Origin of the sequence: Anaerococcus sp. Marseille-P9784 (genome assembly GCF_902500265.1) — a bacterium.
Lineage (GTDB): Bacteria > Bacillota > Clostridia > Tissierellales > Peptoniphilaceae > Anaerococcus.
Map to the genome: position 1 here is coordinate 605,106 of NZ_CABVOZ010000001.1, position 16,626 is coordinate 621,731.

The 16,626-nt window shown below is 30.3% G+C and carries 19 protein-coding genes; 14 read left to right on the plus strand and 5 right to left on the minus strand.

What is annotated here, in order from left to right; all coding sequences use genetic code 11:
• Positions 1-2 precede the first annotated feature (2 nt).
• The 5 genes from gyrB to dnaA form a co-directional block, all read right to left on the minus strand.
• Positions 3-1,904, minus strand: a complete 1,902-nt coding sequence (gene gyrB / locus GAN53_RS02855; RefSeq protein WP_151409488.1) for a DNA topoisomerase (ATP-hydrolyzing) subunit B — start codon at positions 1,902-1,904, stop codon at positions 3-5.
• A gap of 23 nt (positions 1,905-1,927) precedes the next feature.
• A complete protein-coding gene (recF, locus tag GAN53_RS02860; RefSeq protein ID WP_151409489.1) occupies positions 1,928-3,013 on the minus strand; it encodes a DNA replication/repair protein RecF in 1,086 nt (361 codons plus the stop codon).
• Positions 3,013-3,219 (minus strand): RNA-binding S4 domain-containing protein, encoded by a 207-nt coding sequence (locus GAN53_RS02865; protein WP_151409490.1) that lies wholly within the window; start codon positions 3,217-3,219, stop codon positions 3,013-3,015. Before GAN53_RS02865 ends, recF begins: the two co-directional genes overlap by 1 nt.
• An 8-nt stretch (positions 3,220-3,227) precedes the next feature.
• Positions 3,228-4,340 (minus strand): DNA polymerase III subunit beta, encoded by a 1,113-nt coding sequence (gene dnaN, locus GAN53_RS02870; RefSeq protein WP_151409491.1) that lies wholly within the window; start codon positions 4,338-4,340, stop codon positions 3,228-3,230.
• A 229-nt stretch (positions 4,341-4,569) separates the two neighbouring features.
• Entirely contained in the window at positions 4,570-5,970 is a 1,401-nt protein-coding gene (gene dnaA / locus GAN53_RS02875) for a chromosomal replication initiator protein DnaA (RefSeq protein ID WP_192574077.1), read from the minus strand.
• 695 nt (positions 5,971-6,665) lie between these two features.
• On the opposite strand from dnaA, the gene rpmH reads away from it, so the two are divergent.
• The 14 genes from rpmH (at position 6,666) to GAN53_RS02945 (ending at position 16,573) form a co-directional block, all read left to right on the plus strand.
• Positions 6,666-6,800: a 50S ribosomal protein L34 gene (gene rpmH, locus GAN53_RS02880; protein ID WP_037326218.1), complete on the plus strand. Its 135-nt coding sequence runs from the start codon at positions 6,666-6,668 to the stop codon at positions 6,798-6,800.
• A 56-nt stretch (positions 6,801-6,856) separates the two neighbouring features.
• Entirely contained in the window at positions 6,857-7,207 is a 351-nt protein-coding gene (gene rnpA / locus GAN53_RS02885; RefSeq protein WP_151409492.1) for a ribonuclease P protein component, read from the plus strand.
• Positions 7,197-7,412 (plus strand): membrane protein insertion efficiency factor YidD, encoded by a 216-nt coding sequence (gene yidD / locus GAN53_RS02890; protein WP_151409493.1) that lies wholly within the window; start codon positions 7,197-7,199, stop codon positions 7,410-7,412. The genes rnpA and yidD overlap by 11 nt, the downstream gene beginning before the upstream one ends.
• Before the next feature lie 44 nt (positions 7,413-7,456).
• The gene (locus GAN53_RS02895) at positions 7,457-8,212 is read left to right on the plus strand and encodes a YidC/Oxa1 family membrane protein insertase (protein WP_151409494.1); all 756 of its coding nucleotides are present in this window, start codon (positions 7,457-7,459) and stop codon (positions 8,210-8,212) included.
• Entirely contained in the window at positions 8,178-9,329 is a 1,152-nt protein-coding gene (jag, locus tag GAN53_RS02900) for an RNA-binding cell elongation regulator Jag/EloR (protein WP_151409495.1), read from the plus strand. The genes GAN53_RS02895 and jag overlap by 35 nt, the downstream gene beginning before the upstream one ends.
• A gap of 155 nt (positions 9,330-9,484) precedes the next feature.
• Positions 9,485-9,910: a hypothetical protein gene (locus GAN53_RS02905; protein WP_151409496.1), complete on the plus strand. Its 426-nt coding sequence runs from the start codon at positions 9,485-9,487 to the stop codon at positions 9,908-9,910.
• A gap of 163 nt (positions 9,911-10,073) precedes the next feature.
• Positions 10,074-10,637, plus strand: coding sequence for a hypothetical protein (locus GAN53_RS02910; RefSeq protein WP_151409497.1), 564 nt, complete (start codon positions 10,074-10,076; stop codon positions 10,635-10,637).
• Positions 10,624-11,400: a hypothetical protein gene (locus tag GAN53_RS02915; protein ID WP_151409498.1), complete on the plus strand. Its 777-nt coding sequence runs from the start codon at positions 10,624-10,626 to the stop codon at positions 11,398-11,400. The genes GAN53_RS02910 and GAN53_RS02915 overlap by 14 nt, the downstream gene beginning before the upstream one ends.
• Positions 11,397-12,137 (plus strand): hypothetical protein, encoded by a 741-nt coding sequence (locus GAN53_RS02920; RefSeq protein ID WP_151409499.1) that lies wholly within the window; start codon positions 11,397-11,399, stop codon positions 12,135-12,137. Before GAN53_RS02915 ends, GAN53_RS02920 begins: the two co-directional genes overlap by 4 nt.
• A complete protein-coding gene (locus GAN53_RS02925; protein WP_151409500.1) occupies positions 12,130-12,765 on the plus strand; it encodes an ABC transporter ATP-binding protein in 636 nt (211 codons plus the stop codon). Before GAN53_RS02920 ends, GAN53_RS02925 begins: the two co-directional genes overlap by 8 nt.
• Positions 12,766-12,988: 223 nt before the next feature.
• Entirely contained in the window at positions 12,989-14,119 is a 1,131-nt protein-coding gene (locus GAN53_RS02930; protein WP_151409501.1) for an acyl-CoA dehydrogenase family protein, read from the plus strand.
• A 16-nt stretch (positions 14,120-14,135) separates the two neighbouring features.
• Positions 14,136-14,963 (plus strand): phosphate/phosphite/phosphonate ABC transporter substrate-binding protein, encoded by an 828-nt coding sequence (locus tag GAN53_RS02935; protein ID WP_151409502.1) that lies wholly within the window; start codon positions 14,136-14,138, stop codon positions 14,961-14,963.
• Positions 14,953-16,131: a cobalamin-independent methionine synthase II family protein gene (locus GAN53_RS02940; RefSeq protein WP_151409503.1), complete on the plus strand. Its 1,179-nt coding sequence runs from the start codon at positions 14,953-14,955 to the stop codon at positions 16,129-16,131. The genes GAN53_RS02935 and GAN53_RS02940 overlap by 11 nt, the downstream gene beginning before the upstream one ends.
• The gene (locus tag GAN53_RS02945) at positions 16,121-16,573 is read left to right on the plus strand and encodes an OsmC family protein (protein ID WP_151409504.1); all 453 of its coding nucleotides are present in this window, start codon (positions 16,121-16,123) and stop codon (positions 16,571-16,573) included. Before GAN53_RS02940 ends, GAN53_RS02945 begins: the two co-directional genes overlap by 11 nt.
• Positions 16,574-16,626: the final 53 nt, after the last annotated feature.

Sequence of the window (16,626 nt, forward strand, 5' to 3'; positions counted from 1 at the left end):
TCCTATACGTCAATATTACTTACGTATTTGGCGTTTTCTTCTATAAATTCACGACGTGGTTCAACTTTTTCGCCCATAAGTAAGGAAAATGTATCATCAAGGCTTGTGGATTCGCTATCTTCCATTACTTGTAAAAGAACTCTATTATCAGGATTCATAGTCGTATCCCAAAGTTGCTCGGCATTCATTTCACCAAGTCCCTTGTATCTTTGAATCTTATAAGGATTATCCCCTATATCTTTTAGAACCATATCGCGTTCGTTATCAGAATATACATAACGTTCGCTTCTTCCTTGGGAAATTTTATATAAAGGTGGTTGGGCAACATAAACATGGCCACCATCAATTAATTCTTTCATATATCTATAAAAGAAAGTTAGTAAAAGTGTACGAATATGAGCTCCGTCGACATCGGCATCTGTCATTATTATGATTTTTCCATATCTAAGTTTTGATATATCAAAATCATTGGCAATACCTGTACCAAAAGCTGTTATCATAGCCTTTATCTCTTCGGAATTTAGGATTCTATCAAGTTTTGCTTTTTCTACATTTAGGATTTTCCCACGCAAAGGAAGTATGGCTTGAATTCTATTATCTCTGCCACCTTTGGCTGAACCACCAGCTGAATTACCCTCGACTATGAAGATTTCATTTTCACTAATGTCGGTTGATTGGCAGTCGGCAAGTTTGCCTGGAAGAGTTGCAGAATCAAGGATTGATCTTTTTCTTGTAAGATCTCTTGCCTTTCTTGCCGCCTCTCTTGCTCTTCTTGATTGTAGAGCCTTATCTAATATAGTCTGAGCAACTTTTGGATTTTCTTCCAAAAAGCTTTCTAATTTGCTAGAGAAAAAGCTATCTACAGCTCCACGAACTTCTGAATTTCCAAGTTTTGCCTTGGTTTGTCCCTCAAATTGAGGATTGGAAATTTTTACAGAAACTATAGCTGTCATTCCCTCTCTAACATCTTCACCTTGAAGATTTTCCTCATTATCTTTGATTATTTTATATTTTCTAGCATAATCATTTATTCCACGGGTCAAGGCTGAGCGGAAACCTGATAAGTGAGTACCGCCTTCTGGGGTTAGAATATTGTTGGCAAAGGTTAAAATATTTTCATTGTAGGAATCTGTGTATTGAAAGGCAATTTCTATTCCTGTTTCTTCTTGAGTGCCCAAAAAATGTGGAACTTCTGTCATTATCGCATCTTTGTTGCGATTTAGATATGTTACAAATTCCCTAAGTCCACCGTCATATTTGAAAGTTTGGGTTGAATTATCTCTTTTATCTTCAAAAATAATTTGTACGCCAGAATTTAAAAATGCCATCTCACGAAATCTTCTCTCTAAAGTTTTTTTGTCAAAAACTGTAGTATCAAAAATTTCTGGATCTGCCTTAAAGCTTATGGTTGTTCCAGTTTCTTCTGTATCGCCAAGAACTTGTAATTTACTAGTAGCTTTTCCTCTTTCAAAAGTCATCCTATAAAGATGTCCATCTCTTTTTACATCTGCTATTAGAAATTCTGATAGGGCGTTTACTACAGAAACTCCAACTCCGTGAAGTCCACCAGAAAATTGGTAGGCGGATGAGTCGAATTTTCCACCAGCGTGTAAAACTGTTAAAACTGTTTCAAGGGTTGATTTGTGAGTTTGTGGATGTTCTTTTACTGGAATTCCTGAACCGTCATCTTCAACTGTTACTATGTTATCTTCTGAAATACTTACTTTTATATAATCACAACGACCAGCCAAGGCCTCATCTATTGAGTTATCAACTACCTCATAAACAAGGTGGTGAAGGCCTTTCTCACTTGTTGAACCTATATACATTCCTGGCCTTAGGCGAACTGGTTCTAAGCCTTCTAAGACCTTTATATTTGCTGCATCATAATTACTTTGTGTCATAATTTTCCTTTCTAAGCATAAAATTACGGTAATTTATTGTAAATTTCGCCATTTTTTATGTATCTAATAGTCGATTGATCTATCATATCCAAACTTTTGGTGTTTGTCGCTGTTATAATTGTTTGGTAATCTTTTAAGTTTTTTAAGAGAAAAGCTGATCTTTTTTCGTCTAATTCTGAAAAAACATCGTCAAATAAAATGACAGATTTTTCACCTGTCACTTCCTTAATTAGCTTAACTTGGGCAAGTTTGATATTTAATATAGCTGATCTTTGCTGGCCTTGGGATCCAAAATTTTTGATTAATTTATCATTTATCGTAATTTCTATTTCGTCTTTGTGAATGCCAGCTTGGGTTGTTTGATATTTTAGGTCATTTTTTCTATTTGCTAATAATTGTTGGTAGTATTCTTCCTTAGAATTTGCCCTGATATTAGCCTTATAAGCTAGCCTTAATTTTTCTTTGCCAGCTGATAAATAATAATGGTAAGAATAGGCATACTTATCTAAAAATTTAATAATTTTTTCTCTTTTTTGATAAATTCTATAGGCAAATTTGCTAATGGACTTATCAAAAGCATCAATTTGCTCATAAAAATAAGGGATAGATTGATTTTTTAATAGCTTATTTCTTTGAAAAATAAGCTTATCATATTCTTTTTTAATAGGCTTATAAGAGAAATCTAAGCTTGTTATTATTTCATCAATTAATTCACGCCTTAGATTTGGACCATCTTTTATTATCATCAAATCTTCTGGGGTAAAAAGCACTATAGAAAATAAAGCTCTAAGATCTTTGTTCCTATCATATTTTACTTCATTTACGTAGATATTCTTTTCTTTATCTGAAATATTTATATAGACGTGTTTAAAATACTTATCTTTTCTAATAATTCCATCAAGGCTCATCTTATCTTTTTTAAAACTTATAATGTCATTATCTCTTATTTTTTTAAAGCTTGTGGCATTGGCCAAATAATAGATGGACTCCAAAAGATTAGTTTTGCCTTGAGCATTATCTCCAATAAAAATATTTATCCCCTTGGAAAATTCAACCTTTGCCTTATTATAATTTCTAAATGAATCTAAATTTATATTGCTAATCCACATTATATTATAGTAATTTCATAATCTTCAAAAATAATTTGATCGTTTTTGTAAAGTTTTTTGCCAGGAACAAAACAAATATCTCCATTTACTAAAACTCCTTGATCTTTTATAATAGCTTTGCCAAGGCCACCTGATGAAACAAGATTAGTAGCCTTTAGCAGATCTTTTAGACTTATCATTGAAGTTTCAAATTCTAGTTTTTTCATAATTGCTCCTAGTTTGCAAGTCTAACTGGCAATACCAAATAGGTTAAATTTTCATCTTCGTACTTGCTATCAACCGGATAAATTAGGCAAGGATTTAAGGATGATTTGAAATTTAATTTTATCTTTTCGCTATCAAATGCTCTAACTCCTTCTTGCATATATCTTGCATTAAAGGCAATATTTAAGTTTGGACCGTCTTTTTTTACTCCTATAACTTCTTTAACATCTCCTATTTCTGAATTTGATTTTATAACCATAGCATCATCAGTTATTTCTATGCGGATCAAATTTGCTCGTCCTGGATCTGATAAAACTTGAGCACGGTCTAGGGCAGAAACCAAAGACGTTTTATCGATTATTACAGATGTATCAGATATATCATTTATAATATTTCTGTAGTCGATGAAATTTTTATCAATTACTCTGCAATACATAATAGTGTTTTGACTTTGAAAAGCTAGGTCATTATCAGCCTTATAAATTTTTGTAATATCGTCATCAGAAACAATCCTAGACCATTCTATAAGGGATCTTTTTGGTATTATAAAACTTTGATTTTCAAAATCTGACTGATAATCTATTTTATTTTTCTTTAAAGCTACCCTATAACCATCTAAGGCAACCATAGTTAAATTTGAATCTTTTAGCTCAAATAAAATTCCTGTTAAAGCAAGTTTTGTTTCATCCAAACTTGTGGCAAATTCTGTTTGAACTATAGATCTTTTTAGCTTGTCATTAGCTATTTCTATTGGATTTGTAGATGGAAGTTCTATATCTTTTTTCTCAAAATATTCAAAAGCTATAAGATTAAAGTTAGAATATTTATTTCTTATATTGATTTTTCCATCAGATTTTTCAATCCTTATTATCTCATCTGGAAGTTTTCTAATAATATTAGTAAACAAATTTGCCTTAATTGCAGCTTCGCCTTTTTCTAGAACTTTTGCTTTTACTGAAGTTCTTATAGTGATTTCTCCGTCAAAAGCTGTAAGAATTAAGCTATCATTTTCTGCTTGAAAGTATATTAATTCATGTATTTGTATATTGGTATTTTTTGATACAGCTCTGTTAGCTATGTTGATAGCATTGATCAATGAGTTTTGTTTAATTTCAAATTTCATGTTTTCTCCTCATGTTATTATATATATTTAGTAGTAATAGTAGTAGGTCTTGTATAAATGTGGATAAGTAGCTTTATTATTTAAAACAAGCCAAAATTTATTCAAATATTTTTGTGGATAAGCCTATAATAACTTGGGGACTTATCCACATATTAAATTTAAGAATTTTTTTTTAAATCTAAATTTAAATATCCACTGACTTTTCCACAAATTAATCCACATTTTGAAATTATTCTACTATGGATTTTTTTATGCTTTCTATTTCTTCTTTGAAATCACTATCTAATTCCATTTGCTCTTTTATCTTATCTATACCATGCATCAAAGTCGTATGATCACGGTCAAAACTATTGGCTATAGTAACAAGCGAATCATCCAAAATATCCCTGCACAAGTACATGGCTATATGTCTTGGGCTAACAAATTCTTTTTTTCTGCTTTTGCCTGTCAAATCAGAAAGTTTGATGGAATATTTTTCGGCAACCTTTTTTTGTATATCGGAAATACTTACATGTTTTCTTCTGTTTAAAGATCTGGTGTTAATTCCCTTACTTGCATCTTCTATGCTTACGTAACTTCTATTATCACCCTTAGCATAGGCTATGGCAGTTGATAAGGCTCCTTCCAAATCTCTAATATTTGTATCTATATTTTCTGCTATATAAGTTAAAATTTCTGGGTCAATATAAGTGCCTAATTCATCTGATTTTTTTTGCAAAATTGCAACTCTCGTTTCAAAATCAGGTTTTTGTATATCGACAGTAATTCCCCAAGAAAATCTTGATAAAAGCCTATCTTCCAAATCTTTTATCTCTAGTGGAGGCCTATCAGATGATAAAACAATTTGTTTATCAGCATAATATAGATCGTTAAAGGTGTGGAATAATTCTGTTTGAGTTCCTTCTTTATTAGATAAAAATTGTATATCATCTATTAATAGAACATCAGCCGAGCGGTATTTTTCTCTAAATTCTTGGTTTAGGTTTTGGTTTTTAACCTTGCTTGTTGGTTGGATACTAGCAATCAATTCGTTTGTAAAACGCTCACTGGAAATATACATAACATACAAATCATCACGAGCTTCCAAAATTTTATGGGCTATAGCTTGCATTAAGTGAGTTTTGCCAAGACCTGAAGCCCCATAAATAAACAAGGGATTATAAATTTTTGTAGAATCTCCATTTATAATATTTTGGGTAACAGCGCTTGCAATTGCCAGAGCGTATTGGTTGGACTTACCTTGGATAAAATTTTCAAAAGTATAATTTCTATCCAAAAGTGGCTTAGGAAAATCGTTAGTTTCTTTAATTTTCATCTGCCCGTCATTGTCATAATTTTTGCCCAAAGCAAGGATTTTGTTGTAACTATAAGAATCTCTAGCAACTACTACAACCTTGTAATTAATGCCCTTATCCTTTGTAATCTTATCCATTGCCTCTTGTAAGGATGAAACCCAAATCTTTTCGTAAATGAACATCATATTAGACTTTGGGATTTCAAGATACAGGGTATTTTCAAAAAAATTTATTGGTTTTAAAATATCTATCCAAGTATAATATTGACTCTCGTCTGGAATATTCATTTTCATTTCATTTTTTAATTCACTGGTAATGTATTCTAAATTAATCATTGTAAGCCTTTCTTAAGAAAAATCTTTCCACAATAATAAATACTTATATTCTAAGCTTAAAAAGTAAAAAAATAAGTTTTCCACTAATGTGGATTAAATTGTGGATAACTTTTACTTTTAAAAAATAATTCCTAAAAATCAAGGGTTATAGCAAATAAAAAATTAAAAAAATATATTTTTTAATATTTTATCCACAATTATTATCTAATGAAAATAGGAATTTAGCTTTTCCATATACTTTTACACAAGAAATTATACTCTAAATCAGAGTTTTTAACAACTTATCCACAAGATGTGAATAAGTTTTGGGAAAACTTATGTTTTTATAAATATTTTGGCAAATAAATTGTGTATATGTGGATAAGTATGTGTATTTATTTATCTTTTTTATAAATTTTTTAAAGATTCAATTGTTTTAGCTCTTTTTTAAAATCTTTACTCATAAAAATTAATTTTTTTCCATGTGAAAAAGTCTTATTTTTTTGTTGATAAAAATTTTTCTTAAAAAAGTTATACACATTGAAAATTTATTAGATAATCTTAAAAATTTTCGAATAAATATAAGGATAAGCTTTGTAAATTTATAAAAAGAATAAAAATATAAGAAATAATTGCAAAAATATCAAAATATCTTGACAGAATAGCTATTTCTACATATAATAATATGAGTCAAAATTTTATGAGGAGGTGTAAGTATGAAAAGAACCTATCAACCAAATAGAAGAAAAAGATCAAAAGATCATGGCTTTAGAAAAAGAATGTCTAGCCCAGGCGGAAGACGTGTTTTAAAAGCAAGACGTAAAAAAAATAGAAAAAGATTATCCGCTTAATTTCTAGGATTTTCTTTTTCTATAAGAGCGTTACTTTTAATAGAATTAGGACATAGATGGAAAAGAAAATAAGTTTAAGAAAAGATACTGACTTTCAGAGAGTTTACAAAAAAAACGATGCTTTTTTTAATAGAGACTTTACAGTACTTATTAGAAATAATGGATTAAATCATCCAAGATTTGGCTTTTCTATAGGGAAAAAAGTTGGCAAGGCCAATCAAAGGAATTTACTAAAGAGAAGGCTTAGAAATATAGTAAGAATTAATTACAATAATCTCAACGGAGTTGATATAGTAATTATTCCCAAAAAGCATCTTACAGATTTTGACTACCAAAAATTAAAAAAATCTCTAGGTCATGTTTTAAGCATAGCATTTAAGAAGAATAAGATTTTTTATGTTAAATAAAATTTTTATCAAAATCATCATATTTTATCGAAAATTTATTTCTCCACAATTGGGATTGGGAAAATGTAAATATCATCCGACCTGTAGTTCGTATGCCATTGAGTGCTTCACTCGCTACGGATTTGTAAAAGCATTTTTTAAGTCCTTGTGGAGAATTTTAAGGTGCAATCCTTTTTCCAAAGGTGGATATGATCCAGTAAAATAGTCCTTTAGTCCTACTTATAGCTTAGAAAAAATTATGGAGTTATTATGTTAAATTTTATAGCTAGCCTATTAGGAAAACTAATGAGATGGATTTATGATTCTTTGGCTAATTCAGCAACTGAGCCAGAAAGCATAAGTTTTTATGCCATTGCAATCATTATAATGACAATTCTTGTTACCCTAATAGCAGTACCAGTTACAATTTCTCAGCAAAAACAAGCTGAAAATACCAAAAAAATAAAACCAAAAATGGATGAAATACAAAAAAAATTCTCCTACGACCCACAGATTATGCAAAAGAAAATGCAAGAACTTTACAAAGAAGAAGGAGTAAATCCTGGTATTTCATCATGTTTGGGAATGATTTTTCAAATTTTAGTACTCTTTGCCTTATTTAGAGTTATGAATGATACAAAGACTTTTGTATTTCCTGAAGGAATTGAAAGCATTAGAAAAGATTTTTATTGGATAAGTGACCTTACAAAGCCAGATCCACTTTGGTATGGACTTCCACTACTAACAAGTTTATCTCAATTTGCTGTAACCTTATTCTCAATGAAAACTAACCCGCAAATGAATGAAGGACCTATGGCAAGCATGAATAAGACAATGCTTTTCTTGCCATTAGTATTTTTCCTAACTTTCCGTAGCCTACCAGCTGGTTTGCCACTTTATTATACATTAAGCTCAATTATGAGACTTATAATTATGGTGATAATGCATCTTGTAAATCCAAAAAATAAAGATATAGAAATTAGAGGAGAAAATGAGAAAATCAATAATAAAACAAGCAAAAAATAAAGAAGAAGCTGTAAAACTTGCCCTTGAAGAAATTGGGAAAAATAGATCTGAAGTAGAAATAGAAGTTATAGAAGAAGGCTCAGCTGGATTTCTTGGTCTTGGAAGCAAAGATGCCATTGTTCGTATAACTTATGATGAAGACTTAGACGATACACTATTTGATTTTGAAGAAGAAATAAAAAGAGATAGCCTAAATTCCAAAGAATACAAAGAAGATTACGATATAGAATCTAGAAAAAAATACTACCAAGAAAAGGCCGATGCCCTATACGAAAAAGAAGATAATAAGGATTATCAAATAGAAGATAGTAGCGAAGCTATAAAAAAACAAGGCGAAGAATTTGTAGAATCAATTGAAGAAATCAAAGAAAAAGAAGAAAATCTTGGAAACTTTGAAAGACTTGAAAAAATAAATTCTTACCAAGAAAACTCGGCAAATGAAAGCATAATCGAAAAAGATCTAACAAGCGATTTGGATAAAAGCATAGAAAAAATTGAAAATGACGGCTACCAAATAAAAAGAAATGAAATGCCAGATTTTTCAACAGCTGAAAATACAGAAGAAGCAAATGAAAAAGATTTTCCATTAGAAGATCTTACAGACGAGAAAGAAGCAAAAAACATCTCTTTAGAGAAAAAACAAACCGACATAGACAAATACTACAAAGCCAAAGAATTCTTAGAAGAACTTTTAAAACAAATGCACTTTGAAAATGCAAGTGTCTATGGCAACCTTGAAGGATCAATAATAAAACTTGATGTAAAAGTTGATGAAAACGACACAGGAATAGCCATAGGAAAAGCTGGAAGCACCCTTGATGCAATTGAACTTTTGATAAGAAAATCAATAGACTCAAGAGCCAACAACCTAAGAGTAAATGTAGATATCAACAACTACAAAAAACGTCGTGACGACAAAATCAGAGAACTTGCAAATGATACAGCAAGAAAAGTTCAAAGAAGCAAAAAATCATGGAATCTAAAATATATGAATTCCTACGAAAGACGTCTAGCTCACGAAGAAATTAGCAAATTTACAAACGTAACCAGCCATTCCGATGGCGTAGAACCAAAAAGATATGTAGTAGTAGAATATAAAGACGAAGATGAAGAATAAAATAATTAATCCCGACTGTTAATAAATTCAGTCGGGATTTTTAATATTTTTCCATATCTTATTTTTTAAGAAACTTGAAAAAAAGAAAAAAAATGGTATGTAGTTGTTAAAGGAAATTGTATTCATATAATAGAATATTTTCACAGGAGGAAAATATGAAAATAATCAAAAAAATAGTTCCGATTTTTTTAGTAAGCGTATCTTTATTGCTAAGCTATAGTTCTTATGCCGCAAATACAAAAAATGAAAATTTTCATTTTGAATTTTCTAATTTCTCGTTAGCTCAGTTTACTAATGCCAGAGATAAAGAAGATGCATCACCTATCTTTATGTACGTTAAATCCCTTACACAAAATAGATCATTTTATGCAAGAGTCGTAAATGAAGATGGTTCTTTTACCACTTATAGCCCAAAATATAAAATAAGTTACGTAAATGCAAAATATTGCTTACATTCAAATGCCTATGAAAATAAGGGATATGGAGTAAAGGTAAAGATTAGAGGTGATAGAATTGGTATTGGACAAATGTTTGCTGGAGGATTTTGGTCATCAGATTCCTACTCTTGTCCTTGGGAATAATCCAATTGCTTCTAGTCAAATATGGAAATTAATTTTACTATTACGAAATGAATTTCATATATGTAATAACTGATTATCAAATGTAGAAATTTAAATTATATAAATACGATTTCCCATATATTATCAAAAGTTAAACATAAAAAATATGAAAAAAGGAAAAAATATGAAAAAATTTTTTTTTATAATCATCCCCTTAGCTATATTCGCTTTTTTATATGTTAGGGTTAATAGCAATACTCCTAAAGATCTGGAGATAAAAAATTACAAAGAAGGAGAAGTAATTAATTGCAATAATTGTACTTTTACATCTAGTCATAAGGATTTGATTGATAAAGAATATTATTCTATATTACCAATTGCCTATGATATTACAAATAATAACAATCAATCTTATGATTGTTCTAATATTCTTTATAACTTAGTTGTATATAATGGATATGGAGAAACTACTGTTCAAAACATTAGTGATTTTCCGGTTGATTTACCAGATGAACAGATGCCTAATCCATATGATGTAGAGTATGAGCCTAAGGATTTTATCTTAGCAAGTGGAGAATCAAAGCAGTTTATTTTTTATTATATTGTTAATAAAGAGCAATTAAAAAAATTTCCAACTTGTATTAAATTAGCAAATAATTTATACAAAGATACTTATAATAATAAGTTAAAGAATGGAAGTTTTTATTATGAAATTATTGATTTGGAGTTAGGTTTTGAAATATTTTAAAATTAGGTCAAATAACTTGCTAAAGATGGCTCTTGTAGTCATATTTACAATACTTATAAATTATATATCTATTAGCGCTTATCCTATTGTTAACAACTATGATAAGGCCTTGCTCCAATCTCCTTGGACAGAAAATATTTTACTTAATACTGGCACAGCTTCTTTCATATATGCTACTTATGTTTTTATAATAAGTGGATTAATGTATGCGGATACTCTTGTTGTTGATAAAAAAACTGGTCTTGCTAACACTATTTTTACCAAAATGTCTTGGGGAAAATATATAGGAAAAACAGTTTTGTTTAACTTTTTAATAGCAGGTACTTTTGCTATTATTCCATTTTTAATAAATATTTTACTTTGGTTTTGTGTCAGAGGAAATGTTCCTCTTACTTATTTTAATACTATGAATATGTTTAACGATGAGCTATTTGCTTTGGTTTTTTATAAAAGCAAGGCCTTATTTTTCCTATTGCATATCATAAAAATTTTCCTCGTTGCTGGCATAATAGCAACTTTTGCTTTAGCTATCAACACTAGATTTAATAATAGGTTTATAGGCTTATGTATTCCTTTGATATTTGATACTATTTTGCAAGTTATTATGGTGATATTTAATAATCCTAAGCTAGCTATATCAGTTTCAAATTTATTAACTTTTTCTTCAAAGCCGGATTACTTGACATTTTTTACTTTGATAGTATTCGTAGTGATTTCTATTATTTATATTATTAGAGTAATTGGAAAGAAAGATATGCTATGAATCTTTTAAGAAAAGAACTTGCAAGTATTTTATATAAATCCAATCCGATACTATTATTGTATTTGCTACTTTTACTAGCTTGTCAGATTTATATTTTGATTTTTCCTGAATATAATGCTATTGAGGTGTTTTTCAATAACATAGCCATAGATGCAGGATATATCACAAATTTTGAAACTTTTATTTTGCCTAGTTTTTGGTTTTTGTTGCAGTTGGTGCCTACTTTTATAGCTTCTTATTCTATTTACACCAATCATGTAAACAACAGTTGCTATGATGTCCTAAAAACAAGATCAAGGAATAAATACTTTTTTTCCAAAATATTGGCAGGTTTAATAGTTATAATTTTATTAAATGCTATTTTGTATATCTTACTTATTGCTAATACTTATATATCTAGAAATGTAGAATCCGAATTGCTGGGAGTTTTTAATAGAATTATTATATCTTATATAATAGTAGAATTTATTTTATTTTATATATCCTTCATCGTTGGAATAAAATTAGGCTATAAATTTGCAATTTCTACGATTTTAATCCAACTTATCCTATCTATGACAAGCAACTTTAAATATTTTATTGGTCAGCAATCATTAGCTTACAAGCAGGATATCATGGGAGGATATATTTCCTTAAAGGAAAATATTATCTGCTGGTTTGTCTATCTTATATTACTTTTACTTGCAAGTAAACTAATATTTTCAAAATATGATTTTTGTGGAGGATCTAATGATTAAAGTTACAAATATTTCAAAAACAATAGGAGAAGCAAATATACTAAAAAATATAAGCCTTGACCTATATGAAGGTAAAGTTTATGGCTTTCAAGGTAGAAACGGTTCTGGTAAAACTATGTTTTTTAGAGCTATTGCAGGTCTTATTGGGGTTGATAGTGGAGAAGTAATTGTAAATGGCTTAAAATTAGATAATAAATATTTTGCAGAAGATTTGGGATTATTACTTGAAAATCCAGCATTTATTCCTAATCTAACTGGCAAGAAAAACTTAGAAATGATCGCCTCAATTAGAAAAGTTGTAGATGAAAAAAGGATTGATGAAATTTTACATATGGTTGGCTTATATAAAGCAAGAGATAAGATTTTTGCCAAGTATTCACTGGGAATGAAACAAAGACTTGCCATAGCTCAAGCTATAATGGAACATCCTAAAATCCTAATGCTAGATGAACCAACCAATGCTATAGACGAACAAGGTGTAATAATCTTAAAAAATATTATAAAATCAGAAAAAGAAAAAGGAACCATAGTCCTATTAGCAAGCCACGAGAAAGAAATAATTGATGCTTTAGCTGATGAGATTTTCCTAATGAAGGAAGGAGAAATAGTAAAGCATATAATAAAATAAGTTTTATAAGTTAAAAATTTTAAAATTACAAAAATAAAGCTCCTGATAGCAATTGTCAGGAGTTTTTATGTGGAAAAAATTTTTTAATAATTAAATTTTCACAAAGATAATTATCCACTTTTAAACAAATAAAAAAATAAAATATAATTAAAAAATTTCTGGACAAGATTTGGAATGGCTGTTATGATAATTATGTAAAATATTTTTTTATAGGAGGAAAAATATGAACTTTTACGAACAAGCAAAACAATTTGCTAAAGAACACATTGAACCATTCAATCGCATGACTGATGAAGAGGGAAAATTCCCTGCTGAATCTTTCAAAGCTATGGGAGAAGCTGGTTATTTTAAACTTCTTATCCCAGAAGAATTAGGCGGCTTAGGAAAAACTGCAGTAGAGCACCAACAAGCAGTTTTAGCTTTTGCTGAATCTAATCCAACAGCTGGTCTTTGCTACATGATGCACAATGTTGCATTGATGACAGTTCTTACAAACGGCAATGACGAATTAAAGAAAAAAGTCGTAGATGATATTGTTAACAACAACAAATTCATGGCACTAGCTTATTCTGAATTTGGAACTGGAACACATTTTTATATTCCAGAAGTTAAAGTAACTAATAACAACGATGGAACTTATACTTTTAACGGTGTAAAATCAATGGTTACAAGTGCTTTAAACGCTAGCTATTATCTAATCTTAACTCCAGCTACAGAAAAAGAAGGAGCAATCAACAACTGGTTAGTTCCACTTGAATCTGAAGGCTTAGAATTTAAGACGGAACATTGGAAAGGCATAGGCATGAAGGGTAACGTATCTTGCCCAATGCAATTAAATGATGTTAAACTTGATGAAGTTAACAAAATCGGCGAAGAAGGATCTGGTCAAGATCAAGTATTTAACGTAGTAGCTCCATATTTCATTCTTGGACTTGCAAGCGTTTATACAGGACTAAATTTAAGATTATCATCTGTTACTAACCACTATGCACTAAATAGAAAATATCCTGATGGAAAGAATCTTGCAAATATAGAAACAGTTCAGATTCACTTGGCAACAATCTATAAAAACGCTATGAGCTCAAAAGCTCTAACAGAACTTGCTGCAAGAAGTTTAGTAGATGGCGAAGCTGATGCAGTTGCTAAGATTATAGCTGCAAGAATTGCTGCAATTGACAATGCAATTTCTTCATCAACACTTGCAATGAGAGTTGGCGGTGGAAAGACCTACAACAAAGCAAGCGAAATCGAAAGATTAATGAGAGATGCTTATGCAGGACAAATCATGGCTCCATCTTTGGATGTATTAAATGTATGGCTAGGTAAAGCTATCACAGGTCAACCACTTTTATAATAAAGAAAGGATACTAATGAATAAATTAAAGGTAGGAGCAGTTATTTATGCTCCTAGAGTTACAGTTATTTGGGAATTGATTGAGAAGTTTTATAAGGAAAATGGAGCAGAAATTGAACCTGTTTTCTTTAAGGATTACAAATTACAAGTAGATGCTCTTATCAACAAAGATATAGATGTAGCTTGGAATTCTCCACTTGCCCAATTGGATGCAAGACTTAGAACTGACAAAAAAGAAAAAATCGGCTGCATGAGAGATACAGATAGGGATAGAAGAACTTATCTAGTTGTAAAAAAAGATAGATTTAAAGATATATCTGATCTAAAAGGCAAAACCATAGGCTTTGGAGCAATAGACTCTCCTCAAGCAAGACTTATTCCAATTAATCATCTTCACAAAAATGGCCTTGAATTTGGCAAAGATTACGAAGAAAAAAGATTTGATATAGGCGTTGGCCTTCACGGAGATCACGTTGGTGGAGAACTTGATAGCATGAAAGCTTTGCTAAATGACGAAGTTGATGCAACATTTTGCTTAGATCTAAATTACGATGCTTGGATTGCCGATGGAACAATTGACAAAAACGCTGTAGAAGTTTTAGATAAGACAGATCATTTTGACCATTGTGTATTTACCTTTAATCCAGAAGTTTCCGATGAAGATATCAAAGCTTTTGATGAAATCATGATGAGAATGGATTACAACAAAAAAGAAGATAAGGAAATAATGGATCTTGAAGGTCTTACAAAATGGGTTGATGGAAGATATGATGGCTTTAAGCAAATTACAGAAGCTAATGAATATTTAGGAAATTTCCTAGAAGGTTTCAATAGTGCAAACTAAGCTTTTTAAAACATCACTTATAGGATCAATGCCTAGGGGCAAGGAAATTCTCCTTGCTCGTAGGAAATTATCCGCAAACCTTATCGATAAGGCATCTTATGAAAAACTTGTTAGCGAAAAAACCAAGGAAGTTGTAAGGCTTCAAGAAGATTTGGATATTGATATAATAACCAGCGGCGAAATAGCTCGTGATAATTACGTTTCCTTTATTTCAGAAAAATTAGGGGGCGTAAGCCAAATGTCCATGGCTGAAATGCTCGATTATGTGGATGACAAAAGAGAATTTGAAAACATTCTTACAACTCTTGATGTACCAGCTAGTTCAATTAAAAATGCCATTTGTACAGGAAAACTTGTCTACAAGGGCGATATTGTCGCAAATGAATTAAAACTTTTAAAATCTTTGACCGATAGAAAAGTAAAAATTACTATGCCGGGTCCTTATCTTGTAACCAGAAGTATGTGGCTTGCCAATGTAAGCTCCAAATACTACGATAGCAAAGAAGATCTTGGCGAAGATGTAATAAAAATTTTCAAAGAAGAAATCAAAAACCTTCAAGAAATTGGCGTAGATGTAATTCAATTTGACGAACCAGTCCTAACAGAAATTGTTTTTACTGAAGGTAGACCAAGAACATTCATGTGTGCATCCTTATCCCAAAGAAAAGATCCAAGTGAAGAATTAAAATTTGCAAGTCATCTTATAAAAAGTGTCATGGATGGTATTGACAGAAGGAAATCCATAGCTTCCATGCACGTTTGCAGAGGCAATTGGTCCAAAAACGAAAGCATACTTCTAGAAGGTCCTTACACTCCATTGCTAGATTTATTTGCTAATATCAATGCAGACCTATTAGCTCTAGAATTTTCCACCCCAAGAGCAGGAGAATTAAAATCTCTTCTATCAGATGATAGAATTAGAAATAAAGTAATCCTAGGCCTTGGAGTTATAAATCCTAGATTTGACGCAAAAGAAGACAGCAATGTTATCTATGAAAGAGCCAAAGAAGCTTTAACATTTATAGACAAAGAAAATTTGTGGCTAAATCCTGACTGTGGATTTGCAACATTTTCTAATAGACCTGTAAATGAATACGAAAATATCAAAAAGAAATTAGAGTCCATGATAGAAGCTCGCGACAAATTAAGAGAAGAATATGACAGATGATATAAATTTTTTTAATAAAAATTATAGGGCAGTAGTTAGAGATGATTTGGTCAAAATTTACAATGAAAAATCATCAATTGCTGTAGATTCCCCCATTTCCTTTGATTCAGAAAAAGAAGAATTTACATCAATAGACTATCTAATATCTGCCATAACTTCAGAAATCATCCTAACTATGAAAAGACAGGCCAAAAAACACCAGCAAGTCCTCCAAGACATAGAAGCAAAAGTAAACCTTACAATAAAAAATCCAATGTACTTGCTAAATGTGATTGGCTTTGATGAAAAAGCTCTAATAGATGAAATAAACATAGATATTTATTTCTTTTCATTTTTAGAAGGAGACGATTTGTGTGAATTTCTACAAGAAGTTTTGGATAAAACTCTAATTTACAACACTTTTAAGGACAAAATAAAAGTTAATTTTAAGATAGTTTTATAAAATAGAACCCAATATTGGGTTCTATTTTTTTGTTAAAATCTCCTGGTAATTTT